Source organism: Microcystis sp. Msp_OC_L_20101000_S702 (assembly GCF_007095705.1).
Classification (GTDB): Bacteria; Cyanobacteriota; Cyanobacteriia; order Cyanobacteriales; family Microcystaceae; genus Microcystis; species Microcystis ichthyoblabe_A.
Map to the genome: position 1 here is coordinate 1 of NZ_SFBO01000194.1, position 24,401 is coordinate 24,401.

Sequence of the window (24,401 nt, forward strand, 5' to 3'; positions counted from 1 at the left end):
TCGGAGAGGCCGCCTTTAGCGGGAATCCGATAGAGAGGTTCGTAGTTAACCCAGTACGGGTCAAAGCGTACAAAGCTAATTCTAGATGCAATATTTGCGTACAGAATTAGTAACTATTACACAAGAGGAAGCTCTCAACAATATACAGGAGGCGATCGAGCTTTATTTACAACCTGATGCTATCGACCTTCTACCCGGAGCAGTAATCCGTGAGGTTATGGTGGGATGACTCGACTCGGGAGGTGGTAAAATAGTCCGATGCCTGTAAAACATTAACAAAATATGACTACTCTGTTGCAAAAAGCATTCACAGAAATCCAGAAACTGCCAGAGTCTCTTCAGGATGAACTTGCTCAACAATTGCTGGAAGACATTGAAAGTGAATTAAAATGGCAGCAAAGCCTTTCTAACGAAGATCTGGAATTGGGAGCTTTAATAACAATGGCACAGGAAGCCCTGATAGAAGAACAAGAGGGGAGAACAGAAGATAAAGGTTTTGGAGAAGAATGAAGTCAGCCAGAACCAAGAGGTTTCGTCAACTTTTTCTCAGTTTGCCGCAAAGGGTACAAGAAACAGCCAAGAAAAATTACGAGATTTGGAAAGAAAATCCACTTCACCCCAGCCTAGAGTTCAAAGAGGTGAAACCAAGAGAAAAAATCTGGTCAGTCAGAGTCGGCATTGGATGGCGAGCATTAGGGATTAAGAAGTCAGATGAAGAAAAGATAGTTTGGTTCTGGGTTGGGTCGCACTCCGAGTATGACAAGATTATAGGTAAGAATTAGGAGCGATCTAACCAATCACTGCACCCGACCGAGAGTTAGACTAATAATATTATTCAAGGTTCATGATAGCGGGTCAGTGCGATCGTTATCTGTAAATATTCTCATTTTCAAGGTTTAATTGGGTGATAACTCTATCAATTAAATCACAGCCCTAGGCTGGTTTTACGCAAGGAAACTCAACCCCTTCGTTTAACTGAATATATTCCGATATAATCAAAGACAGGTCATTGAACGTTGAGGAAATACCGCTCAAATTGCCTTTATCAGAGTATATTCTGCGTGTTCTCTCCTTTCGCCCTTTTCTTCAAAATCCTCCTAAAACAGGGCCAGAGCTAGTTGCTTATTGGGAAAGCGTTGGGGTTATTGGCTCCCGACCTGATATTATCGATAGTCAGGAGCAGGCAACAGCTAATAAAACTATTAGTGAGGCACTCCGTCTAGCAGCAATGTCTACGACCTATCGTACCCCGAATGAGGTATTCTATGAAGGTAGATCAGACAGTGATTCAATTCAGACTTGAATCAGCCCTTTTCTCGCAAGGCTTTTGATGATTTTCCCAAATCTTCATGAATAATGCAGGCTAGACAATCTGGATATTTTCCAATAAAATCTAGGTAAGCGATGTTAGGGATAAATCGTAAAATTACAAGAAAATATTTCTCTTTTTTGTAATAATAATTTTTCAGAAACATGACATCGCTAACCCGTTTTAGGTACTACTAATCTAATCATTAAGAGAACAGAGTATGAAACCAGAAGATTTACTCAAGCTAGTTGAGGCATTTAAAAAAATAATTGAAGAAATTATTAAGAAGCCTCTGCCTCCTTGGCTATCTTCATTATTTAACTATATTTTACTTCTCATTTTTTGCCTATTGGCAATCTGGGGAGGACTTATTGTTATTAGCCAGATCATAAAAATATGGACAGAGCAAATCAGACCGTTATATTACAATCAAGAGCAAAAAAAGCGTCTTCTTAAAAGACAAAGATTTGCTGATTACATAGAACATGAGATTCGACAGTTAAACAGCCGTGAGGAGTGGAAAGACTATCGCTTTACTGAGTTGGAAGCAGAGGTTGAAGCTGAAGGAAAGCAAGTAAAATTTTTCATACTGCCATTTTTTCAATCAACTAAGAGGGGACTACGCCGCGAACAGTCTCTTTCTAAAGCCCTTGAATTAAGTAGTGAGAGACTCATCTTAGTAGAAGGTGAACCTGGTTCAGGAAAAAGCGTTGCCCTCCGACACGTTGCTGAGAAGTTAGCTCAACGTTCGATGAAAGATAAAAGTATAAAGAGTGTTATTCCTCTATATATCAATTTGAAAAAACTGGAACGTTCCTCCAAAGTTAAAATTAACAGAGAGTTGATAGAATACTTTGTAAAACAAGAATTAAATCGAGTTAATGATCGTGACATTGAGCAATTCTTAGACGAAGAATTTCAAAAAGGGGTTCAGGAAGGAACTTGGTTATTTCTTTTTGATTCTTTTGATGAATTGCCTGAAGTATTAAGTTCAGTTGAAGCAGATACAACGATCAGAAATTATGCTGAAGCGATCGACGATTTTTTGAGCGGATTTAATAAATGTCGCGGAATTATTGCTTCCCGTCAATTTCGCGGACCCAAACATTTGGGTTGGCCTCGTTTTCGCATTTTGCCTTTAGAAAGTCGCCGTTGGGAACTGATTCGCAAAGCAGAACTCGAACCAAGGATAGAGAAAGAACTAAACGGACGACTTAGAATTGCTCCCCAAGAAATTCAGGATATGACTAAGAATCCGATGTTTTTAGGTGTCTTGTGCGAAGATATGCGAGATGGAAGTCCTTTTCCCGAAAATACCCATAGCGTATTTGAAAATTATTTAGAAAAGCGACTTACCCGCGATGCAGATCGTTTGCAAAGACGTTTTAAGCTTACGCCTGCTGAGGTAAGAACAGCCGCAGAAAAAGTAGCTTTTTGTATGTCTATAGACCCGAACTTAGGACTTAGTCCAGCCCGTGAAGGGATTCGGGGGGCAATGGGTCGGCTTGGTTTTAAGTTAAGAGGCAATTTAGAGCAATATTTGAATGCCTTAGAGTATCTCAAACTGGCCCGTTCTGAAGCTCAAATAGTAGCAGGTGACTCCCAATTTTTTACTTTTGCTCACCGTCGGTTTCAGGAATATTTTGCTACCTGTGTTGTTCTCAGCGATCTTAATCGAATCAGTCCTAGACAGTTATTAACTGATGGTCGCTGGCGAGAAACAGCCGTTGTTATTTTCCAGACACAGCCGCCCGAAGTTTTTGCCCCTATTTTGGCAGAGGCCAGATATTTGCTTGATGAGATAGCTGGGAATATATCTGGACTGATTGATGATCCAGTCGGTTATGTGAATCCAGAAACAACTAATAAAAATCTCTCAGCGCCTAAACCTTTTGCTTGGCCTGATGGTTTACTTCCTCTGCTGGGACTTTTACAAGATGGTTTTATCAGTCGAATTAAAGAGTTACCCGATGATATTCAAATGCAAGCAGGACGTTTTCTTTTAACAGCCAGTAGTGAAGGAACTCTTGCAGATCAGAAATGGAGTTTGGAAGTTGCAGGAATTACGCCTCAACCTGTTTTACTTTGGTTGCTCCGTCATGGTTTTGCAAGTGAAAGTCAATGGTTAAAAGAAGTTGCCTATCGACAAACTGCACGACTTAGCCAAATTCCAGATGATATTGCGGCAGATATTCGCCAAGCACTTGTGATTTTGTTCGCTCGCAATCGTTTGAATAAGGAATTTTTTGCTACTCATGCACATCTGTCTCGACTCGATCAGGCATCACGATATATAAATATATTACGGCTTTTGAAGTGGATTAGTCCTATTGATATTATCCTACACATCGTAGTATTTTTTGGGGTGATTGGAGCATTAATGCTTGCAAGATCTGAACTGTTTGTTTTTATTTTTCCTTTTTTATTCAGGTATCATCCTACAATGCTTTTGCCTTTAAAACCTGAACTGCTTGTTCTTATTGCTCCTCTTTTATTCATGTCTTATCTTACATTGCGTAAATTTCCCTATTTCGTATATGCTATTAATCTCTCATCCCTCTATTATACTAATCTTTTTTCATCGAGTTCCGCAGTATTTCAAGCAAGTTATACAAGTTATTTAAGAAGTCATCGTAAATCTTTTTTCCCGGGTGTATTTCCGATATATATTCGTTTAATATTTTTTCCATTGCTCTGGTCTATTTTTGCTATATTAGCAGCAAATACAGGACAATTTACCCATCCATTTTGGTGGGCTTTCTTACTTTTATTTCCCGTATTATATTTTATTATTAAATTCAGAGAACTGATAAAATATGTAATCTCTAAATTCAAAGTGATAGCTTTTGTAACTTTTTTGTGCTTGCTTATTTTTGTGATTATGTTTTGGTGTATTTATAATCCAGATTCCGTGATAAGTAAAATACTATTTTTTTCTTACTCAATTATTGTTGTTTGTTTCATTCCTCTTACGGTAATAGGAAATTTTATTTCCTTTATTTCCTATATCCAAGATTGGATTAAATGGCAAAAGTGGCTAAAAATACGTCCATCCTCTATAACGGCACAAGAGCTCCTAAATTTAATTACGCAATATCATCATGCGAGATTCAGCAAAAGATTAATTATTATAATTCGTGAAAGAAATTCTCTGCTTGCAACAGAAGATTCAGAACAGTTGCTCAAAGAATTAGCTCTTGCTTTAGAAAGTTCGATCATCTCTTTAGAAAGTTCGATCATCTCTAACGAGCGACAATTTAAGATGCAGCAAAGAAAATGGCGTAAATACCTAAAAAATCCTTTTTATGCCATCAAAGATATATCGAGAAGATTGAATTTGGTTAGAAAATCCTCACAAACTCTGACTCGGGAAAGAGTCAATAATTATTCAGGTTCAGATTTTTTTAATACTTGGCTAGGGCAATATACTCTTAAAGATAAATCACGACTGGTAAATCTAGGTAGCGAATTCTTAGATGAGATTTATATTCTTCTAGAACAAATACGCGCTAGGAGACAGAATTCGAGCGTTCAGAATGATTAGTATGATCGCTGCTCTGGTAGGGTGCGTTCCCTCATGCAATTCCTACCGCTGCAGCGATAGATTTTGGGGAACGCGCCATGCTCATTGATTCAAGTAAATGATAATAAGCTAAAAACGTCTAGGCACAGCGACGGACGGGAGTGCGATCGGATGTAGCAAATATGGGGGTATTTTACCTTCTCAGCGTTGGGGTTATTGGCTCCCGACCTGATATTATCGATAGTTAGGAGCAGTCAAGCAAATTGCGCCATGAAGCTGAAACCCGTGAGCAGGCTTAGGTAGTAAATGTACCTTGTCGATGATGCTGACGAACCAGCAAAAGGTTCGTAAGAACCTAGAGCTTGTAGCACCGTTATCTGTAGATATTCTCGTTTTCAAGGTTTAATTGGGCAATAGCTCCATCAATTAAATCACAGCCCTCCCCCAGAGATTCGATGCGCGAAAACCGATCGCGCCAAACCGCCGCACCGGTAAAATCCTGACAATACCAAGCCAGATGTTTCCGCGCTTGCCAGATACCGCGTTGTCCCTTGTATAGCCATAGCCCCTGTAAATGCTCTTTAGCTAGGGTTAACAGGTCAATAGAGGTGGGTTTCGGCAACTTTTTGCCTGTTTTGAGGTAATAATCGATTTCCCCCACTAAATAGGGATAACCGAGGGTTCCCCGCGAACACATCACCCCATCGGCCTGGGTAAATTCCAAACAATTAATCGCCGCTTCCACAGAAACAATATCACCATTAGCAATGACAGGAATCGATAAAACCTCCTTCACCCGTTTAATCCATTGCCAATCGGCCGGCCCGTGATAACCCTGTTCCCTAGTGCGTGCGTGCAGGGTCAACATTTGCGCTCCCGCATCTTCCAAACGACGGGCAAAATCGATAATATTAATCTCCTGAGCGTTCCATCCCAAGCGAGTTTTCACCGTTACTGGCACCGATACCGCTCCCACCACTTCCCTAACAATTTGCTCGGCAATTTCTGGCTGTCGTAAAAGGGAAGAACCGCCGCCTTTTTTAGTAATTTTATTAACAGGACAACCCATATTAATATCGATGGTCATCGCTCCTTCTTTAACCGCTTTTTTCGCCGCCACAGCCATAAAATCGGGACGGCAATCAAATAACTGCATACTAATTGGTTGTTCTTTGTCCCCGATAACCATCAATTGCGGTAACTCTTGCAGCTGGGAGATTTCTGTCGCATTAACCATCTCCGTATAGAGCATCGAATCAGGAGCAAAACGTCTCACCAGGCGCCGAAAAACTAAATCGGTGACACCGGATAAAGGTGATTGCAAGACGCGGCTATGCACTTCTAAGTTACCGATTTTGAGAGGGGATGAGTAGATAGCCATAGGAAAGGTTAAAAAATCAACAGCCAACACCAGCAAACCGAACAATTAGGGGATAGTTCCGTCACTGTTAACATTTTGCCAACCCCTAATATATGCTTAACCGTCAACTTCTAGTCTAAAACTACCTGTATGATGATTGGAGAGGATAAAATCTTATCTCCCCTAAACGAGTAATTAAACAAAAATTTCGCTTTTTTTTATGGATAATCTGCAACTCTGGCAACGTTACCAAGATTGGTTATACTATCACCCTAACCTAGAACTTTATCTCGATGTCAGTCGGATTCCCTTCGATGAGGCTTTTCTCAAAGGTCTAGAAGCAAAATTCGAGCGTGCTTTCCAAGATATGGCAGCCTTAGAACAGGGTGCGATCGCCAATCCCGACGAACAGCGTATGGTCGGCCACTACTGGCTGCGCGCTCCTGAACTCGCTCCTAACCAGGAATTGCGGGACGAAATCACTGAACCCCTAGCACAGATCAAAGAATTTGTCAAGAAAATTCACTCCGGAGCAATTAAGCCGCCCAATCGGTCAAAATTCACCGATATTCTCTGTGTAGGCATCGGGGGGTCTGCTTTGGGTCCCCAATTCGTTGCCGAGGCTCTAGCACCCGATTTTCCCGCCTTAGAGATTGCTTTTATTGATAATACCGACCCCAAAGGCATCGATCGCACCTTAGCCCATTTACCCCTAGCTACCACCCTGGTTATCGTCACCAGTAAATCCGGCGGCACTCCCGAAGCGAGAAACGGAATGTTAGAAGTCCGCAACGCTTACGAAAAACTAGATTTAGACTTTCCCCAACACGCAGTCGCCGTCACTATGCCTGGTAGCCAACTGGACAAATACGCCCAAGATTGGCTAACTCGTTTCCCCATGCAGGATTGGGTCGGTGGTCGTACATCAGAACTATCCGCCGTCGGTCTTCTCCCGGCCGCTTTGCAGGGTATCGACATTAATGAAATGTTAGCCGGGGCCAAAGAAATGGACATCGCCACCCGCGTCCATAACCTGAAAAAAAATCCTAGCGCCCTACTTGCTCTAGCTTGGTATCATGAGGGCAATGGCAAGGGAGAGAAAGATATGGTGATTCTGCCCTACAAAGACAGTCTCTATCTCTTTAGCCGCTATCTGCAACAATTGGTCATGGAGTCCCTCGGTAAAGAAAAAGACCTCGATGGCAAGACGGTTTACCAGGGTATCGCCGTCTATGGTAACAAAGGTTCCACGGACCAACACGCCTACGTCCAACAATTACGCGAAGGGATTCCCAATTTCTTCGCCACTTTTATTGAAGTGTTAAAAGACCGACAAGGAGATTCCATCGAAGTGGAAACTGGCTCCACTGCTGGCGATTTCCTCTCAGGATTACTGCAAGGTACTCGACAAGCTTTATACGAAAATAGTCGTCACTCTATCACTATCACGATCCCAGAGGTCACTCCCCGTCAGGTAGGGGCCTTAATCGCCCTCTACGAACGGGCCGTTAGTTTCTATGCTAGTTTAGTTAACATTAACGCCTACCATCAACCCGGGGTAGAAGCAGGGAAAAAAGCCGCTGCTTCTATTCTGGATTTACAAAGAAAAATCGTGCAAGTTGTCCGGGAAACGGGCACTTCTCTCGACCTAGCCACTCTAGCGGCCAAAATCGGGGCTAGTGACCAAGTTGAAGCTATCTATAAAATTGTCCGTCATCTCAACGCTAATCGGCGCAGTTTAACTATTACTGGCGATTTAAGTAAACCAGAAACGATCCAAATCTCTGCACGCTAATCAGTTATCAGTTATCAGTTATCAGTTATCAGTTATCAGATGTAAGTTTTAAGTTAATTAGTTATTTAGTTATCAGATGTAAGTGAATTAGTTAATTAGTTATTTATTTATAGCGTTTCCTAAGCTAGTGAAGTACACTTGTTTTTCTTCCCTTTTGCCTTTTGCCTCTTGCCTTTTGCCTAAAACCCATAACTTTTGTACCTCAGCAGACTGAAAAACGCTATATCTTCATCTTTATCCCTGTTTACTGTTTACTGTTTACTGTTTACTTATTACTGTTTACTGATTACTGAATATAACTAACCATGGAAATGCTCGAAAACCTGAAAATGGCTTTTTCCGCTTTGATGGCCAATAAACTGCGTAGTAGTCTAACCATGCTGGGAATTGCTATCGGTAACGCCTCCGTCATTGCCCTAGTGGGAGTGGGTGAAGGAGCGCAAAAAGTCGCCCTAGAGCAGTTTGAAGCCCTCGGTCCGAATGTTTTATTTGTTTCCACCTCCTCGCGCAATGTCCGGCGGACAATTCCTAATCCCCGGCCGCTCACCTACGAAGATGCTCAAGCGATCGCATCTCAAGTTCCCGCCATTGCCGCCATTTCTCCCGAATTGAGCGGGAAAACAATCTTATCCTTCGGTAATAGAACCAGTAATAGCCCCCTAGTCGGGGTGGGAGCCGAGTACCTAAACGTGCGTAACCGTCAACTATCTAAAGGTAGATTTATTATGGAATCTGACCTGAAACGGGATAATCGCGTAATTGTCTTGGGATCGGAATTAGCTAAAAATCTCTTTGGTAATCGCAATCCCGTGGGCGAAAATCTTCGCATCGGCAATCTTAGTTTTCAAGTCATTGGAGTTTTACAGGCGAAAGGCTCCTTATTTGAGGCTAATCAGGACGATCGAGCTTTAATTCCCCTAACTACCATGTCTAATCGGGTTCAAGGCCGCAGATCTATCTTTGGCATTCCCCTAACTCATATTTCTGTCTTGGCCAAAAACTCCAGCCAAATTAAAGCCGCCCAGTTTCAGATTAGCAACCTGCTGCAAATGCGTCATCAGGTCAGCGACGAGAATTATGTGCAGATTTTCCCCCAAACCGCAGTCTTAGAAATGACCAAAGAAACTAACGATAGTTTAACTAGAATGTTAGCCTCGATCGCTAGTATTTCCCTTTTTGTCGGGGGAATCGGTGTCATGAATATTATGCTCGTGTCAGTCACGGAGAGAACCCAAGAAATCGGGTTAAGAAAGGCTTTAGGAGCGAAAGAAGGGGATATAAAAGGTCAATTCCTCATTGAATCGGTGATTTTAGCTACCACTGGCGGAATTATCGGCATTTTTGTCGGCATTCAAGGAATGTATCTAGCGGGAATTTTTGCCGCTTTAACCACCAGTGTCTCAATCCCTGCGATAATTCTCGCTTTAGGAGTTTCCAGTGCCATCGGTCTGATTTTCGGTGTTGTTCCCGCTCATCGTGCCGCTAAATTAGAGCCAATCGTTGCTTTGAGAAGATTATAGTTGCCGAAACTATCCAATCTATCCTACTCGAGTCTGACCAAGACAAAAAAGTGAAACTTGAAATTAAGCAGCAATTTCTTGACTCTCTAAGACAGACTGAAAAGGGAGAAAGGGGGATTTCAGCCGAGGAAGTAGCTAAAAAACTAGGCTTAAATTGGTAATAGCCTACTTGGTAGAATTTACAGCCGAAGCAATCGCTGGTTTAGCAGCACTCCTTGCAATTATTCAAGAGCAAATTTTCGGTAAAGTTCGCCTGTTGTCGGACAATTTTGCCAATTTTAGTCCTCAAGCTTTCAGTGCTAATTTGACTGGTCTTTTCAAGCTTCGAGTCGATGACTATAGAGTTATAGTCATTTCAATTAAAATTGAGAATATCAATCCCAGAGTTTTTAAGGATTTTGTCGGTCTAGACTGTATCACACTTATTTGAAATGACTATACTCGTTAAGACTGCAAGGGAGCGCCAGAGCTGCGGAGCAGGGAGAGGCAGTTTGAGCATTTGTACTAAAAATTTCAATACGCAGTTTAAATTCAGTACAGCTTATCCATCTGGCACAGACAACTCCTGATTAGATAAGCCTTCCCACTTAGAATATCTACCAGACTAAGCCTGAATCCGCCGTAATTTCCCTGTTACTATCATTTTTATCTAGCCGACGGCTGACCGCTTCAAGATCACTGATCACTAAAATCACCGCGACGTTGGATCAGGTCTGAGGGGCTAAGATTGGAGACGAAATTGCGAAAAGCTTGACGTTCCTCTTCATCCGCATCACGATCAACAGGAATAGAGGCAGAAGCGATCACTTCTTCCATTACCCAGATGGGACTGTTGGTACGCAGGGCAATAGCGATCGCATCACTGGGACGACAATCGATTTCTTTTTTGACTTCGCCGCGCTGGAGACAGAGAACAGCATAAAAAGTATTATCTTGGAGAGAATGGATGATAATCTTTTCTAAATCCATGTCCCAAGCTTTAAAAATATTAGTGATCAAATCGTGGGTAAGAGGACGAGGGGGTCTTTGTTGTTCGAGGACGGTGATAATGGCCTTAGCCTGATCTTGTCCGATGTAGATAGGTAGGGCGCGACGCTCGGAACCATCCTTCAGCAGTACAATGGGACTGCGAGTGATAGCGTCTAGGGCAATTCCAGCGACTTTCATTTCGATCATGACTAATGGCTTCTCCAAGATAGAGATTCAGCTAGGGAAGGAGTGGGAAAGCAACCTGAATAATATAGTGCTTCGTTACACTCACAGTATGCCCTAAGATGGCGGAGATTAGCCTCATCTTTAATGAAAAAAATACATCAGCTGCCGTCAGGAGTCAGTATTCAGGAGTCAGGAGTCAGTATTCAGGAGTCAGGAGTCAGTATTCAGTATTCAGGAGATAGGAGATTATTTTATTTATTCTCCCCACACCCCACACCCCACACCCCAACTAAATTACTTAATTTGTGCTATGATGATAGTTTTGGGATAAATTTAAATAGGAGCAGACTGTTTGTATGTCTCGTTATAGAGGACCGCGCTTGCGCGTTGTGCGTCGTTTAGGGGAATTACCGGGCCTAACCCGTAAAAATGCCCGTCGTGCCTATGCACCCGGGCAACATGGCCAGGCCCGCAAAAAACGTTCAGAATATGCCATTCGTCTAGAAGAAAAACAAAAACTGCGTTTTAACTACGGTGTCAGCGAAAAACAATTAGTTCGCTATGTCCGCAAAGCTCGCCGGGCTACTGGTTCCACCGGTCAAGTGCTGCTGCAACTCTTAGAAATGCGTCTGGATAATACCGTTTTCCGTCTCGGTATGGCCGGGACAATTCCGGGGGCGCGACAATTAGTCAATCACGGTCACGTCACCGTTAACGGTAGAGTTGTGGATATTGCTAGTTATCAGTGCCGTCCGGGTGATGTGATTGGAGTCAGAAATCAAGAGCGTTCCCAGGATCTAGTCAAAAGAAATATGGAATACCCCGGTTTAGCCAATCTGCCGAGTCATTTGGAATTTGACAAAAACACCCTCGTGGGCAAAGTGAATGGCGTTGTGGAAAGAGAATGGATTGCCCTCTCGATTAATGAACTGTTAGTAGTGGAATACTACTCTCGGAAAGTCTAGGAAAAAAGCCTTTTCCAGATACCTTGAGGACGCAATTGGCAGCGTCCTTATTTTATTGGTTAAATTTAGTATTTTTGATTGTACATGGGGCTGGCTAATACTAAATCCTGTTTAAAAGTGATAGGTCAGAGTCAGTCAAAAATGGCTCCTTGAGAAGGTATCTGGCTCTTTTGGGTTTGGTGGGTAAAATGTATTCTAAGATAAGGTCTTGCCAGCGAGGGAGTGGAACGAACCACAAAGACACAAAGGACACAAAGATTGATCGCTCCTATATACGTTAAACTTATCACACAAAGAATAAGAGAGCCAGTATCTGTATGGAGTGAAACTTATCATCGTCAATGTTACTGACTGCTTGATACCTCCCCTGAACGGTTACAGTTAAGAGAGTGGTGCGTTACCACCGACTTCTAAATGGGATATTATCAACATGAAAAATCAATTATCTCAGCTTTATGAAACAGATTTTAATTTGTGGCTTGAGCAAACCGTAAATCACTTAAAAAAGGGTAATTTAGCAGCCCTCGATTTAGATAACTTAATCGAAGAAATATCCGATATGGGACGTAATAATAGACGGGAGGTATTCAGTCGTTTAAAAGTTCTCTTGATGCACTTACTTAAATGGCAATATCAACCAGAAAAACGGACTAATAACTGGATAAATACCATTGATGAGCAAAGAGAACAATTAGAGCTTATTTTCAGGGATAGTCCTAGCTTAAAACCCTATTTAGCCGATATTTTCGCAGAATGTTATCAAAAGGCAGTGCGAGGGACGCTAAATGAAACTAATTTACCAAAAGAAACTTTTCCAGTTGATTGTCCTTTTAGCCAAGAACAGGTTTTAAAGTGGGATTATCTTCCTGAAAATAGCTTTTGAACAATGGATATAACTAGGGAGGAACAATTATTTGTAGGATGGGTTAGCGGTAGCGTAACATGAGCGGGCGTTGGGTTTCATGCTTCAACCAAACCTACGTTCTACGTTCTTTCAAGAGTTCTCTGTCATCATCCCCGTGTCTCCCCGACCAAGGAGATAAATGTAAAGATTTATTAATTTGTCAGCGTATGATACAGTCTGGGAGAGGATTAGAGTGTTATGATGTTTATTAAAAATGGTTCTTCGTTACTTGGTATGGTTCGATAGGGGGGCATAAATCGACTAAATTCTTATCTGGCAAGAGATTTAATTGATTAGTTCGCTCCAGATCGCAAACAATTGACAAAAATTGCGGCATAACACAAACCGAAGAGCCTTAAAAATGGATAGTAGACAGGAGGATTAAGTCATGGCTACTTATTACTACGGTACAAATCTTGCAAACTACTACAACTATAGAGGAAGTCAACAACTTTATGCCTATGGTTATGGTGGCAATGATACCATCTGGGGTAATACCAACAATGATTATATTGACGGTGGCGACGACAATGATCGTCTTTATGGATGGTCGGGAAATGATACCCTATGGGGACGGAATGGCAACGATTATTTAGATGGGGGAACTGGCAATGACTATTTAGGTGGAGAATCGGGAAATGATACCTTATTAGGGGGATCAGGGAATGATTTTCTAAGTGGTGGCATTGGTAATGATCGCTTAACCGGCTCTACATCTCGAGCTTTTAACAGTCTTGAGTATGACACCTTAGTTGGAGGGTCTGGATTGGACATTTTTGTACTAGGTGAAAGTGCTGGTAACTATTATCAAGGTGGTGGCTATGCCCTTATTACTGACTATGACGGGGCAAACGACTATATTCGAATTAAGAATACTGGTACACTTAGCCTATCGTATGCAAATTTGGGGTTTGGTAGTTCTGCTTTAGATACAGCCATCTATCAAAGCGGTGACTTAATTGGAGTCGTTCAAGATAACATCAGTATTGCGTTAACCAGTTATTACTTTCAATTTGTTTAGCATCGCCTCGTAGGTTGGTTTCTATAAAAAAAACGAGTTTCTTTAGGAAACCCGTTTTCTTTGATAGCTAATGCTTAATCCTAAATTGCTCGACAAAACATAATAAATATCCTCTTTATTCAGTCAGAAGTATTTTCTTGCCAAATAGCCAAGGCCATTTGATGAACAAATCGCCAAGGTAGATGATGCTGACGGGCAATTGCGGCACAATCTTCGTATTCTGGTTGTACGGTAATCGGTTGATTAATTGACTCTTTATAGGCAACTTTTAGCCTAATTTGACCATAGACAGTATCGATCGATTGTATCTCTCTTTTTAAGATTGATCGCTCTTGAATTGTCCTTCTAATGCCTAAAGTAGTGGTTTCCTGAAAGATCATATTTTCACAAATAGCAATTTTATCCAAGGCACAAATTACTGTCAAAAGTATTCCCAAACGGGATTTTTTCATAGTAATTGCTTGACTAAATACATCCAAGGCACCCACTTGTAATAAAGACTCGCTTAAGTAGGCGATCGCTTGCGGATTTAAGTCATCAATTTGAGTTTCTAAAACTGCCACGGTTTCGCTTTCATCTAGCTTTTCTGATTCTTTTTTCCCTAACCAAAGCCGGACAAGATTGGGAATCGGTAAATCTTTTGTCCCTGCTCCTAAACCGACCTTTTCTAACTGCATTTTCGGCGGTTTACCGAAACTTTTAGCTAAAGTTGTCACAATAGCTGCCCCCGTGGGTGTTACTAACTCCGCTTCGATGCCATTACTATAAATTGGTACTTGTCCCTGACTGAACAATTGTACTACTGCTGGCACGGGAACCGGTAAACGACCATGGGCGGCCTGAACTGTACCGCCGCCGGTGGGTAGAGAAGAACAGTATAATTCACTCACCGATAGCCAATCCAAACCCAAACAAGTCCCGACGATATCGATAATGGCATCGGTTGCCCCGACTTCGTGAAAATGCACTTTTTCTGGTGCGATCCCGTGAACAGCTCCTTCTGCGATCGCAAGTTGTTGAAAAACCGCTAAACTCCATTCTTGGACTTTCTGGGGTAAATTTGCCTGTTTAATTAAATTTTCAATCTCCGGTAAATGGCGAGCGGGGGTATGATGGTGATGGTGGTGATGATCAGCAGACTTCTCGGCAGTGACATCGACGTGAATCTTAGTGGCAATTTGACCGCGACGATGCACTTTTTCGGCTCTTAACTGATATTCATCCTCAATTCCTAAAGTTTTTAGTTGTGCAATCAGGTATTCTAAGGGGACTCCTAAATCTACTAATGCCCCTAAACACATATCCCCGGCAATTCCCGTGGGACAATCCCAATAGGCGACGATTTTGCTATCATGGCTACTATTTACTCTCTCCATCCGGAAAATCCCCAACAACGTTCTATCCAAGAAATCTGTCATGCCCTGAAAAATGGGGCAATTATGCTTTATCCTACCGATACCGTCTATGCGATCGGTTGCGATCTCAATGTGAAATCCGCCGTCGAACGAGTTCGCCAAATCAAGCAACTATCTAATGATAAACCCTTGACGTTTCTCTGTTCTTCTTTGTCGAATATTTCCGAGTACGCAGTGGTCAGCGATTATGCCTATAAGATTATGCGACGAGTTATACCCGGTCCCTACACTTTTCTCTTACCGGCGACTAAATTAGTGCCGAAAGTGGTGATGAATCCGAAGCGGAAAACCACTGGTATCCGGGTTCCCGATCACGTTATCTGTCGCACTATTCTCGAAACCCTAGAAAATCCTATTATCTCTAGTTCTGCCCATCTTCCCGATCAGGAGGGGGATTTTCCCACCAAGGGATTAGAAACTCCTAGGCTATTCGATGCCCTCGATCATATAGTTGATTTAATTATCGAAGATGGTTCGGCTCCCGGTTCGGAAGTGTCAACAATTGTTGATTTTACCAGCGATCAACCGGATATCGTGCGTCAGGGTTTGGGTTGGCCGGAATTACAACAATGGTTATAACAGTGATTTTAGCCGTCAGCCGTCGGTTTTTTGCTCCCCACACCCCACACCCCACACCCCACAACTTCCCACTTGCCACTGATAACTGATAACTGATAACTGATAACTGATAACTGTATCGGTTATTGCGACTTTTTATTTCCTGAAAACCGCCTTGTGTAAGCCAAGTTAGTTGCTTAAGATAGAGGTAATCGCAGTCAGAGAAAACCTCTCAAGGAAATTATTACTATGGCTTTCACTCTTTATTCTCCCTTCCTAGAAATTAATTCTGTTCAACGTCAAATCGATCAACTTTTTCAAGAAGTATTACCGACAACTTCATCGGTATCTCGTCCCCCGGTGGAAATCTCTGTTAACGAGGATTCCGTAGAATTAAAAATCGAATTACCCGGTGTGGATATTAAAGATATAGATGTGGAGGTTAGCAAACAAATGGTGGCTATTAATGGGCAACGTCAACGCCCTGCCGAGGTAGAAAACAGCGAATTTTATTATGGTAAATTTAGTCGCTTGATTACCCTACCAGTGGAGGTGCAAAATAGCCAAGTTACCGCTAACTATCAAGACGGTATTCTTTATCTCACCCTCCCAAAAGCGGTGGCAGAAAAAAATAAAGTGGTGAAAGTTAATCTTGGTTAGATGAGAAAAAGACTGGAGAATTTCTCCAGTCTTTAGTTTTATTTGTGGTCGCTAACTGTTAATTGGATTCTTTGCCATTTACGTTAACGGGACGGGGTTGAATAACACCAAAACCGCCGTGATTGCGTTGATAGATAACGTTGATTTCGTTAGTGTCTTTGTTGCAGAACATAAAGAAATCGTGATCGACTAATTGCAATTGTGTTAGTGCTTCCTCAATAGTCATCGGTGGCATGGCAAAGTATTTCATCCGCACTACCTCCGCAGGTAATTCAGGAGTGCGATCACCAATTAGGTTATCATCTAAGGGTTTCTCTTGCACCACCTCGCTAGTTTTAACGGTGGCATTGGTGCGATGATCTACCAGTCTCTCTTTATACTTGCGGAGTTGACGAGCGATTTTATCAGAAACTAAATCAATACTTGCGTACAAATTTTCGCTTCCTTCTTGAGCGCGAATCACTGTTCCATTAGCATAAACCGTTACTTCCGCTTTGTGGCGATCGGGAATGCGTGCATTCTTTTCCACGGAGAGGTGAACATCAACTTTTGTGGTTATGCCGTTAAAATGTTTCACCGCTTTCTCCAGCTTTTGTTCGACATAATCATGAATAGCTTCGGTGACAGCGATATTATTGCCCTGAATCAATAGCTTCATACTCACTACTCCATCTAAAAATTTTGCTATAGACCGTCCACATCAACTATTTTTAAGGGATGTTGATGCTAGGAATTTAATCCTCAAAAATCCGCTCGATCGCGCTGTTGTCAGAGGTCACAGTCTAGATATTGTCGGTGTTTTCGTTCTCTTTTTTTTGTCGGATCGCGCGGAAAATTCATCGGGTCGAGCGCCTATTTGCAACTAGATTTATTTACCTCTATTCTAACAAGTTTCTCTCAACCTTTTCTTAACAGAAGTGCGAAGTTCTGTTAACTTTTATTTAAAGAAACCGATTTTCGCCGCCAGCAAGAGAATCTGGTGATTGTTTCTCCTGTGGGACGGTTAACATCCGAATAGATGGGATATCCTTAGATTAGCACTTAGTATTCTCCCCAACATCTATATCTTCTCTTCTTTTAATCTTCCTTTGCGCTCCTTTACATTTCTTAAATATTTTGACACATCTCGCAATGAATGCTCAAAAAATACCTCGTCTCTGTGGGCTGAAAATTCAGGCAATTACCCCCTATTCTCTGGCCTGGGCGCAACAGCGATCGCTGGTGGCGGCGAGAATTGCCGATCCTGACTTACCCGATGTGCTGCTACTACTGGAACATCCCCCCGTTTACACCCTCGGTACTGGTTCAGATATTAAGTTTATTAAATTTAATCTTGACAAAACCGATAAAGAAGTGTACCGAATCGAGCGAGGAGGAGAAGTCACCCATCACTGTCCGGGGCAGTTAGTGGGCTATCCGATCCTCAATTTGCGCTATTATCAGCAGGATTTACACTGGTATTTGCGACAATTAGAAGAAGTCATCCTGCAAACTATCGCTATTTATGGATTGTCGGGGGAAAGAATCGCGGGCCTGACGGGGGTATGGGTAGAAGGGTATAAAATAGCGGCGATCGGTATTAAAGTTAGTCGTTGGATTACCTATCATGGTTTTGCCATTAATGTTTGTCCGGATTTAAGCGGTTTTGCCGAAATTATTCCCTGTGGGATTGCTAATAAACCCGTGGGCAGTTTACAGCAGTTTCTGCCTAATATTAGTCTTATGCAAGTACAACAAGATTTATCGAGAGTTTTCGCCTCAGTTTTCGGTGTGGAATTATTTTCTCTTGACAAGGATTAATATGAGCGATCGCAAAGACCCAGAAAAACTCGCCGCAGAAAATAGGGCCGATAACCCCGAAAATAACGGTAAAACCAGTTTATCGCCCCCCGATGCCTCCGAATACGTCTCCTCTTTATCTTCGCGTAATCCTCTGCGTCAGCGCATCCTACTATTAAAAGATCTTCGGCCGGGTAACGCGGGGTTACTGTTGGCCCCCCTGATGGTGATGACTATCGGCCTCGTCTTTAGCTGGGACTGGTTAGGCTTTTCTGGGGCGATAGTAGGGATATTAATATCTTTACAGGTGATTTTGCCCTCTATTCGCCAGTGGATCGCCCATTATCTCACCCCCTCTGAACGTCAGACGGTTTTCGCTTTTATCGTTTTTATAGCTGCTCTGGCCGGATTAGGGAAATATTTAGGGGTTTACGATCGCATATTGCGATGGTTGGAGAGTTTTAAATACGATGAGTTCGGTTCCTGGGCCGAGTGGGTGGGGGCCTTGGGACAAATTATGATCGCCGTGTTAGCTGTCTATGTGGCCTGGGAACAGTACGTTATTTCTAAGGATTTAACCATACAGCAAAATCGCATTACCCAACAACAGACGATCGATTCCTATTTTCAGGGGATTTCCGATCTAGCCTTGGATGAGGAGGGATTTTTAGAAGATTGGCCCCAGGAAAGAGCGATCGCAGAAGGTCGCACCGCTTCTATCCTCAGCAGTGTCGATGCCTCTGGGAAAGCGAAAATACTGCGTTTTTTGAGTCAATCGCGGCTATTATCACCGATTAAACGCGATCGTTATCTAGGCCGACCGATTCTAGACGGGGAAGGGGGTTACGCGGAGGATCGAGAGTTCGGTACAAGAGTAGTACAATTGGGGGTAATGTTAGCGGGGGCCGACATTTCTGGGCAGGATCTGCGCTGGACGGATTTAAGCGAAGCGAATATGGTGCGGGCCGATTTAAGTTATAGCGATTTGGTGAAAGCAAATGTATCGCGGACAATTCTCTACGAAGCTAATTTAAGAGGGGCAGATATCAAAGGGATGCGTTTATTTTATGGTTCCCTAGAAAATGCTACCCCCCGCAGTCGTACCGTTCCCCCCAATTATGACAGCGGAGAACACACGGGAGCAGTGGTAGAAAATGTCAATTTTACCGGGGTGAAAAACATGAGCGAGGAACAACGTCACTATTGTTGTCGTTGGTGTGGGGAAAAGTCGCGGGCAACTATTCCGGGGGGATGTGCTGATATTGCCAATCTTTTGGGTCGTTAACGGAGGCGGTCGGCGGTCGGCAGTGCTATAATCAGTGGTATTCATTGCTAATAATTCCCACAAATTTATGAATCAAAAAGTCGTTATTCTTGCCACTGCTTCCGCTAGTTTATTAGCCCTATTAGTTACCACTAACTCCGTACAAGCTGCCCCAGAGTCCTTTCATCCTAGTTTCAATACCGAGAACTTAGGTGACATGATTATCGGCAAGACAACCGGGGAAGAAAATCCGATTTTACGTCATCTTAATTGTAGTTGTGCCGCCTGCACGCAATCCCTTAACTCCTCACTCAATTGATAATTTTCCGCCCCAACGATCCTGGGGAATAAAAGTCCGCTCTAGATTAATTTTTGCCACGGGTTCTGTGAGGGTAAATTCTCCCGATTCGATCAGTGCTTTTAATTCTAAAGCGGCTTCCCGGGACAGGGAAATACTGGCCAAAGGAGCCACCCTCACACTTTTTCCCTCGATCATAATCCGACCGCTTTTTAGTTTAGCGTAGGTGATTAAACCAAAGGTAGGACGGACTCGCCGGGGAATGGAAAAATCCACCACTGGAGCGACAATTTCCTCATCTTTTACCGCACAATGTCGAACGATTTCCTCGCTTAAAATCGGAATCGGTACTGCTACCCCTAACATTAAAGAAGCCCCATAATTTTTGAAATAACAACCCCGCACCCAGCGAGCATTCATTTGTTTAGCATCCCCAATTAAGGCTAAGGTGGAAGCTGGGCCAATAGGAGTTCGATTTTGTAGGCGTTTTTGCAGGGGAAAATGTTGGGTTCCTTCCCAGGCAATATAACCGATTCCTCCTCCCAAAAAAATGCGCGTACCGATGCCTATAGCCTCTAAATCTGGGTCATTTAACAGGGGAGAAATTGCCCCGGGGTTAGAATACACTGCATTACCTAATCGTGGCTGTAGTGGTCCCAAATAAGTATATAAAGTCCGCTCTCCCCCATTGACTCCGACGATAAAATTCTGGTAGAGATTGCGAGGATTAAAAAGATAAAATTGATTGATAGTCTCCTTAGAAATAATCGTTTCAAAAGAAGTGCGAGGATAACAATCGGTGGCCTGGCCGACAGCGCGCAATTGAATCGATTTTCCAGCGATTAAATCCTCAATAATATGTCCGCCGCCCCTTTCGGGATTTTCTCCCTCTAAATTCTCATTTTTGGCCGCTAGATCACTAATAGCACTGGCTCCTAAATATAAATCCACCGCTCCAAAACCAGCATAAGCAGGAATCCCATCTAACCAACATTGACGAATTTTTATCGGCGGATCCGTCTGACCTAAATTAATAATTGCCCCCGAAGATTCCATCGGTTCAAAAGTTCCCGTACAAACCACATCTACTTGGGAAAAAACCTCCTTAATTCCCATTTCGCTCACGCGGCTTTTTAATTCCTCTACTGTCCAGACTACAGCAGTTTTTTTAGCGATCTTGTCGTTGATTTCAGCGATTGTTCTCATAATAAGTAGCTGGTTATAATTAAATTGAAGATGTATTCCCCCTTAATAAGGGGGTGCCGATCCCCCCTTAATTCCCCCTTAATAAGGGGGGTGCCGATCCCCCCTTAATCCCCCCTTAATAAGGGGGGTGCCGATCCCCCCTTAATCCCCCCTTAATAAGGGGGGCATCTGAAAGTTTTCAACACCTACCTACTTAAAAATTGGCAAGATGGGGGTTAGGGAGCTTTTTGCTGTTATCAGTCAACAGTTATCAGATGTGAGTTTTCAGTGAGTGGTATTAACTGAGTAGTATTAAATGGCGGTGACAGTGCTGTTTTTTCACTGATTACTGATTACTGATTACTGATGACTGATCACTGTTATAAGATGAGAAAGGGAAAATTTACGATCGAAGCTTTTCTATGACAGTTACACCCGTTCCGGCCTCCTTTAATCCTGTTTCTGGTCTAGTTAACCGTATTCTCGGCATAAAACCGCTTTTTGACATCGCTCGCTATCAGGCCCGCAATATGATGATTAAAAGAGCCGAAAAACTAGGCGTACCTTGGCGAGAAACCGTCAAACAATGGCAGCAACGGGATTGGAGTCAGGAACTGCAAGCGGTAGAAAATCCCGATCTCGTCTATCCCGAATACTACGTTTGTTCTTTCCACGCTTACGAAAAGGGCAATTTAGACTGGTTGCCAGCTTTTGAGGTAGAATCTGCCGCCTATGCTGTCCATTCTACCATCTGGCCCGGGGCGGGGATGGACGGCGACCCGCGATTGCGACGGGAATATCACCGGATATTAAAGGAGCAAATCAAGGCAAAAATTAACGATATTGTCGATTTAGGCTGTAGTGTCGGCATGAGTAGCTTTGCGCTGCAAGATACTTATCCGCAAGCGCGGGTAACTGGGTTGGATCTCTCTCCCTACTATTTAGCAGTTGCTCAATACCAGGCTCAACAAAAACAAAAGACGATTCAATGGCAACACGCGGCTGCGGAAAAAACTCAATTACCCAGTCAGTCCTACGATCTGGTATCTTCGTTTTTAATGTTTCACGAACTACCCCAACAGGCTACTAGAGAAATTTTCGCCGAAGCGCGTCGTTTATTGCGATCGGGGGGTTATTTGACGCTGATGGATATGAATCCGCGCTCGGAAATTTATCGAAAAATGCCCCCTTATGTCCTCACCTTACTCAAGAGTACCGAACCCTATCTCGATCAATATTTTACTCTCGATATCGAACAGGCATTAGTTGAAGCGGGGTTTCAAGCACCGATCATTACCCCCACCAGTCCCCGACATCGGGCGATTGTTGCGCGGGTTTCCGAATCATAATTTTGAGGTAATCAATGAAGATAATTTTTCGTCAAAGCTGGACAAAGATATTAACTATTGTCCCTCTCTTTCTGTTAATTTTTGCCAGCAAAACCCTCGCCCATCATGCCATGGCAGGGCAAACTCCCGATAATTTTTTAAACGGATTTTTATCGGGTTTAGCTCACCCGGTTATCGGTTTAGATCATTTAGCTTTTGTGGTGGCTAGTGGTTTAATTGCTGTGGGGATGGAACAGGGTTTATTGATTCCGATCGCTTTTGCGATTGCTACTTTAATCGGGACGGGGATTCATTTACAGGGAATAAATTTACTTTTTCCTGAAGGGATTGTTGCCCTTTCTGTTGTGATTTTTGGACTAATTTTAACCCTGAAAAAAGGGTTACAAAATCATTCTAATCTCTATACGATCGCTCTGGCAACTTTGGCAATGATCGCAGGAATTTTCCACGGTTATGCCTACGGAGAATCAATTATCGGGGCGCGAGTTGCCGCTTTAGTTGCCTATTTAATCGGTTTTACCGTGATCCAATTAGCGATCGCATCTGGGGCTTTTTTCCTTGGCAGTGTCATCAAGGAAAAATTAGCCAAGCAAGCGACTCTAATTAGTAAGTTAATCGGATTGGCAATTATGGCGATCGGTACAACTTTTTTAGTGGGAATTAAGTAAATTAATCTCGATGGGGCTAATTATTAATGGCTCTCTTGAGGTTATGAGATCGAAGAAAGGGCGTACAATATACGCCCCTACCAAACAAGTACGGGAGAGGCACTGAATTGGAAGAGGAGTTAGGAATTGAGTTCTCAAAGCAAAAATAATCCTAATTCCTACCCCTACTATTTTTTTAGGTTTCAGAGGGAAAATAACCAAACAGTTTTTTATAATCAGAGGCCAGATATCCTCGATGAAAAAAACCTAATTCTTCGGCAATTTCATAAGTTAATTTTGTCTGATTATTTTGGTTAAGAGATTGATGTAAAGCATTAAGACGAAGCAACTTAAAATAATTGTAAGGAGACATTTGATAGAAGTCTTTAAATATATATTCTAAGGTGCGTTGACTTACTTTTAATTCTTGACAAATCGCTGGAATAGTCAGATCAGAACGCAGATTTTTTCTCATCATTTCTTCTGCTTTTTTGAGGATAGAGGTGCGTCTGATAGCGTTTTTAGGGGTTTTAATATCTTTGGTTACTGCTAAAGTCAAAAGAAAATCTTTGACAATTTCTTCTTTTAATTTTTGCCTGACAAAATTTAATCTTAATGCTTTTCTTTGCCAAGATATTTGTTGACGATCTAAATTAAATAGCATTCGATAAAGTTGATGACAAGATTGTTGGAGATGACGAATTTTTTCCGATGGGCAAATCACAACAGAAGAAGCGGAAGAATTTAAAAACTTTTTCGCTTCTGGTAGCTCTAAATTTTGGCACAATTGTTGCAGATAATTATCATGAACGTAAAGCTGAAAACGATTGGAAAAGGGATGTTGAAAAATGGAAATTTCTGATTTAGGGGGGACAATCCCAAGATAGTTATTTTCTAATGAGTACAAATTTTGGAAGAAGACGGAATTCACCTGAATAGGAATCGCAAAAACCCACATTTTAGAATGGACTACTCCCACAACATTTATTAAACAATTACGTTGCGATAATTCTAACATCACTTCATCGATGATGATCCTTGAAAGATACCCTTCAAAATGATCACCACTGAGTTGTAAAGCATCTCCGTTGACAAATTCTCGATTCTGAAAATAGCGAGAAAAGTCACAAAAATATTCACTTTTAAAGGTTAATTCCTGAGAATCAATTAAAATATCGGTTTTACTGTCAAAAATAAACATCTATGTATAACTCCTTGGTTATTGAGTAAAATTAAACTTTTTTTGCCCATCAATTTAAAGACTTGCGTTTTTTGGATCATCTTAGCATAGAGGACTGAGTAGTATGAGTTACAGCAGAGTTGATTTGTTAATTTTGTCCATCAGTGTAGTTCCGTTTAAATCTCTCACTTTTTCCCGTTATTAATTACCAAGTAAATGTCGATGGTTAAACAATATATGCCATTTAAAGATTGCTCTAGGGTATTGGGTGCAGAAATTCTTCAATTACGTCCCCCGGCATTTTCTGATGACCCAAAATATAACACATTTAGCTATACCTATTATCCAGGGGGATTGGAAATTTCCGATAGCTATATCTATTATCCAGGAGAATCAGAAATTTCCGAAGCCCTTGCCAGGGAAATCACTACGTTCGCCGTTCCCCCGACAAATTATCCAGAGGGATTGGAAATTTCCGATAGCTATATTTATTATCCAGGAGGATCGGAAATTT

Annotated in this window: 23 protein-coding genes and 1 pseudogene; 18 read left to right on the forward strand and 6 right to left on the reverse strand. The window is 42.2% G+C overall.

Annotation, left to right across the window (positions count from 1 at the left end; genetic code table 11):
• Positions 1–85: 85 nt before the first annotated feature.
• From EWV60_RS20050 to EWV60_RS20065, 4 genes are all read left to right on the forward strand, one after another.
• Positions 86–229: a hypothetical protein gene (locus EWV60_RS20050; RefSeq protein WP_228051454.1), complete on the forward strand. Its 144-nt coding sequence runs from the start codon at positions 86–88 to the stop codon at positions 227–229.
• 53 nt (positions 230–282) lie between these two features.
• Entirely contained in the window at positions 283–510 is a 228-nt protein-coding gene (locus EWV60_RS20055; protein WP_002735837.1) for a hypothetical protein, read from the forward strand.
• Positions 507–782 carry a ParE family toxin-like protein gene (locus EWV60_RS20060; protein WP_002752377.1) on the forward strand — a complete coding sequence of 92 codons (276 nt, stop codon included), beginning with the start codon at positions 507–509 and terminating at the stop codon, positions 780–782. The genes EWV60_RS20055 and EWV60_RS20060 overlap by 4 nt, the downstream gene beginning before the upstream one ends.
• Positions 783–1,529: 747 nt before the next feature.
• Positions 1,530–4,853, forward strand: a complete 3,324-nt coding sequence (locus tag EWV60_RS20065) for an NACHT domain-containing protein (RefSeq protein ID WP_287234259.1) — start codon at positions 1,530–1,532, stop codon at positions 4,851–4,853.
• Positions 4,854–5,205: 352 nt separating this feature from the next.
• Here the strand turns inward: EWV60_RS20065 and dusB are convergent, their stop codons facing one another.
• The gene (dusB, locus tag EWV60_RS20070; RefSeq protein ID WP_287234261.1) at positions 5,206–6,213 is read right to left on the reverse strand and encodes a tRNA dihydrouridine synthase DusB; all 1,008 of its coding nucleotides are present in this window, start codon (positions 6,211–6,213) and stop codon (positions 5,206–5,208) included.
• 199 nt (positions 6,214–6,412) lie between these two features.
• Here dusB and EWV60_RS20075 point away from each other — a divergent pair, with 199 nt between their 5' ends.
• From EWV60_RS20075 to EWV60_RS20085, 3 genes are all read left to right on the forward strand, one after another.
• Complete coding sequence (locus tag EWV60_RS20075) at positions 6,413–7,987, forward strand: glucose-6-phosphate isomerase (protein WP_130758484.1); 1,575 nt, start codon at positions 6,413–6,415, stop codon at positions 7,985–7,987.
• Positions 7,988–8,292: 305 nt separating this feature from the next.
• Positions 8,293–9,507: an ABC transporter permease gene (locus EWV60_RS20080; protein ID WP_287234263.1), complete on the forward strand. Its 1,215-nt coding sequence runs from the start codon at positions 8,293–8,295 to the stop codon at positions 9,505–9,507.
• A 169-nt stretch (positions 9,508–9,676) separates the two neighbouring features.
• Positions 9,677–9,937 carry a type II toxin-antitoxin system RelE family toxin gene (locus EWV60_RS20085; protein ID WP_287234265.1) on the forward strand — a complete coding sequence of 87 codons (261 nt, stop codon included), beginning with the start codon at positions 9,677–9,679 and terminating at the stop codon, positions 9,935–9,937.
• Positions 9,938–10,182: 245 nt separating this feature from the next.
• Here EWV60_RS20085 and EWV60_RS20090 read toward each other — a convergent pair whose 3' ends face one another.
• Positions 10,183–10,683 carry a bifunctional nuclease family protein gene (locus EWV60_RS20090; protein WP_002744652.1) on the reverse strand — a complete coding sequence of 167 codons (501 nt, stop codon included), beginning with the start codon at positions 10,681–10,683 and terminating at the stop codon, positions 10,183–10,185.
• Positions 10,684–11,018: 335 nt separating this feature from the next.
• On the opposite strand from EWV60_RS20090, the gene rpsD reads away from it, so the two are divergent.
• The 3 genes from rpsD to EWV60_RS20105 all read left to right on the forward strand — a co-directional run bounded on the left by rpsD (position 11,019) and on the right by EWV60_RS20105 (position 13,552).
• Positions 11,019–11,627: a 30S ribosomal protein S4 gene (rpsD, locus tag EWV60_RS20095; protein ID WP_002737433.1), complete on the forward strand. Its 609-nt coding sequence runs from the start codon at positions 11,019–11,021 to the stop codon at positions 11,625–11,627.
• Positions 11,628–12,057: 430 nt separating this feature from the next.
• Positions 12,058–12,510 (forward strand): DUF29 domain-containing protein, encoded by a 453-nt coding sequence (locus EWV60_RS20100; protein WP_287234269.1) that lies wholly within the window; start codon positions 12,058–12,060, stop codon positions 12,508–12,510.
• A gap of 409 nt (positions 12,511–12,919) precedes the next feature.
• Entirely contained in the window at positions 12,920–13,552 is a 633-nt protein-coding gene (locus EWV60_RS20105; protein ID WP_287234271.1) for a calcium-binding protein, read from the forward strand.
• 119 nt (positions 13,553–13,671) lie between these two features.
• On the opposite strand, the gene larC is transcribed toward EWV60_RS20105, so the two are convergent.
• Positions 13,672–14,928: a nickel pincer cofactor biosynthesis protein LarC gene (gene larC / locus EWV60_RS20110; protein WP_287234273.1), complete on the reverse strand. Its 1,257-nt coding sequence runs from the start codon at positions 14,926–14,928 to the stop codon at positions 13,672–13,674.
• On the opposite strand from larC, the gene EWV60_RS20115 reads away from it, so the two are divergent.
• Together EWV60_RS20115 and EWV60_RS20120 are read left to right on the forward strand one after the other, a co-directional pair.
• Positions 14,905–15,546 (forward strand): L-threonylcarbamoyladenylate synthase, encoded by a 642-nt coding sequence (locus EWV60_RS20115; RefSeq protein ID WP_002735809.1) that lies wholly within the window; start codon positions 14,905–14,907, stop codon positions 15,544–15,546. The genes larC and EWV60_RS20115 overlap by 24 nt on opposite strands.
• A gap of 228 nt (positions 15,547–15,774) precedes the next feature.
• Positions 15,775–16,185 (forward strand): Hsp20/alpha crystallin family protein, encoded by a 411-nt coding sequence (locus EWV60_RS20120; RefSeq protein WP_002735678.1) that lies wholly within the window; start codon positions 15,775–15,777, stop codon positions 16,183–16,185.
• A gap of 58 nt (positions 16,186–16,243) precedes the next feature.
• On the opposite strand, the gene hpf is transcribed toward EWV60_RS20120, so the two are convergent.
• Positions 16,244–16,843, reverse strand: coding sequence for a ribosome hibernation-promoting factor, HPF/YfiA family (gene hpf, locus EWV60_RS20125; RefSeq protein ID WP_002735641.1), 600 nt, complete (start codon positions 16,841–16,843; stop codon positions 16,244–16,246).
• Between the two features lie 473 nt (positions 16,844–17,316).
• Here hpf and lipB point away from each other — a divergent pair, with 473 nt between their 5' ends.
• From lipB to EWV60_RS20140, 3 genes are all read left to right on the forward strand, one after another.
• Positions 17,317–17,985 carry a lipoyl(octanoyl) transferase LipB gene (gene lipB / locus EWV60_RS20130; RefSeq protein ID WP_103111625.1) on the forward strand — a complete coding sequence of 223 codons (669 nt, stop codon included), beginning with the start codon at positions 17,317–17,319 and terminating at the stop codon, positions 17,983–17,985.
• 1 nt (position 17,986) lies between these two features.
• Positions 17,987–19,249, forward strand: coding sequence for a pentapeptide repeat-containing protein (locus EWV60_RS20135; RefSeq protein WP_287234275.1), 1,263 nt, complete (start codon positions 17,987–17,989; stop codon positions 19,247–19,249).
• Between the two features lie 67 nt (positions 19,250–19,316).
• A complete protein-coding gene (locus EWV60_RS20140; RefSeq protein ID WP_287234277.1) occupies positions 19,317–19,547 on the forward strand; it encodes a hypothetical protein in 231 nt (76 codons plus the stop codon).
• Here the strand turns inward: EWV60_RS20140 and EWV60_RS20145 are convergent.
• Positions 19,536–20,732 (reverse strand): homocysteine biosynthesis protein, encoded by a 1,197-nt coding sequence (locus tag EWV60_RS20145; RefSeq protein WP_002753167.1) that lies wholly within the window; start codon positions 20,730–20,732, stop codon positions 19,536–19,538. The two genes, EWV60_RS20140 and EWV60_RS20145, sit on opposite strands and share 12 nt — an antisense overlap.
• A gap of 401 nt (positions 20,733–21,133) precedes the next feature.
• On the opposite strand from EWV60_RS20145, the gene EWV60_RS20150 reads away from it, so the two are divergent.
• Together EWV60_RS20150 and EWV60_RS20155 are read left to right on the forward strand one after the other, a co-directional pair.
• Positions 21,134–22,060, forward strand: a complete 927-nt coding sequence (locus EWV60_RS20150; RefSeq protein WP_002736498.1) for a class I SAM-dependent methyltransferase — start codon at positions 21,134–21,136, stop codon at positions 22,058–22,060.
• A gap of 14 nt (positions 22,061–22,074) precedes the next feature.
• Positions 22,075–22,728, forward strand: coding sequence for a HupE/UreJ family protein (locus tag EWV60_RS20155; RefSeq protein WP_149106688.1), 654 nt, complete (start codon positions 22,075–22,077; stop codon positions 22,726–22,728).
• Between the two features lie 175 nt (positions 22,729–22,903).
• On the opposite strand, the gene EWV60_RS20160 is transcribed toward EWV60_RS20155, so the two are convergent.
• On the reverse strand, positions 22,904–23,908 hold the full coding sequence (locus EWV60_RS20160; protein ID WP_193977071.1) for a helix-turn-helix domain-containing protein: 1,005 nt from the start codon (positions 23,906–23,908) through the stop codon (positions 22,904–22,906).
• 201 nt (positions 23,909–24,109) lie between these two features.
• On the opposite strand from EWV60_RS20160, the pseudogene EWV60_RS20165 reads away from it, so the two are divergent.
• Positions 24,110–24,401: pseudogene (locus EWV60_RS20165) on the forward strand (hypothetical protein); the annotation flags it as partial.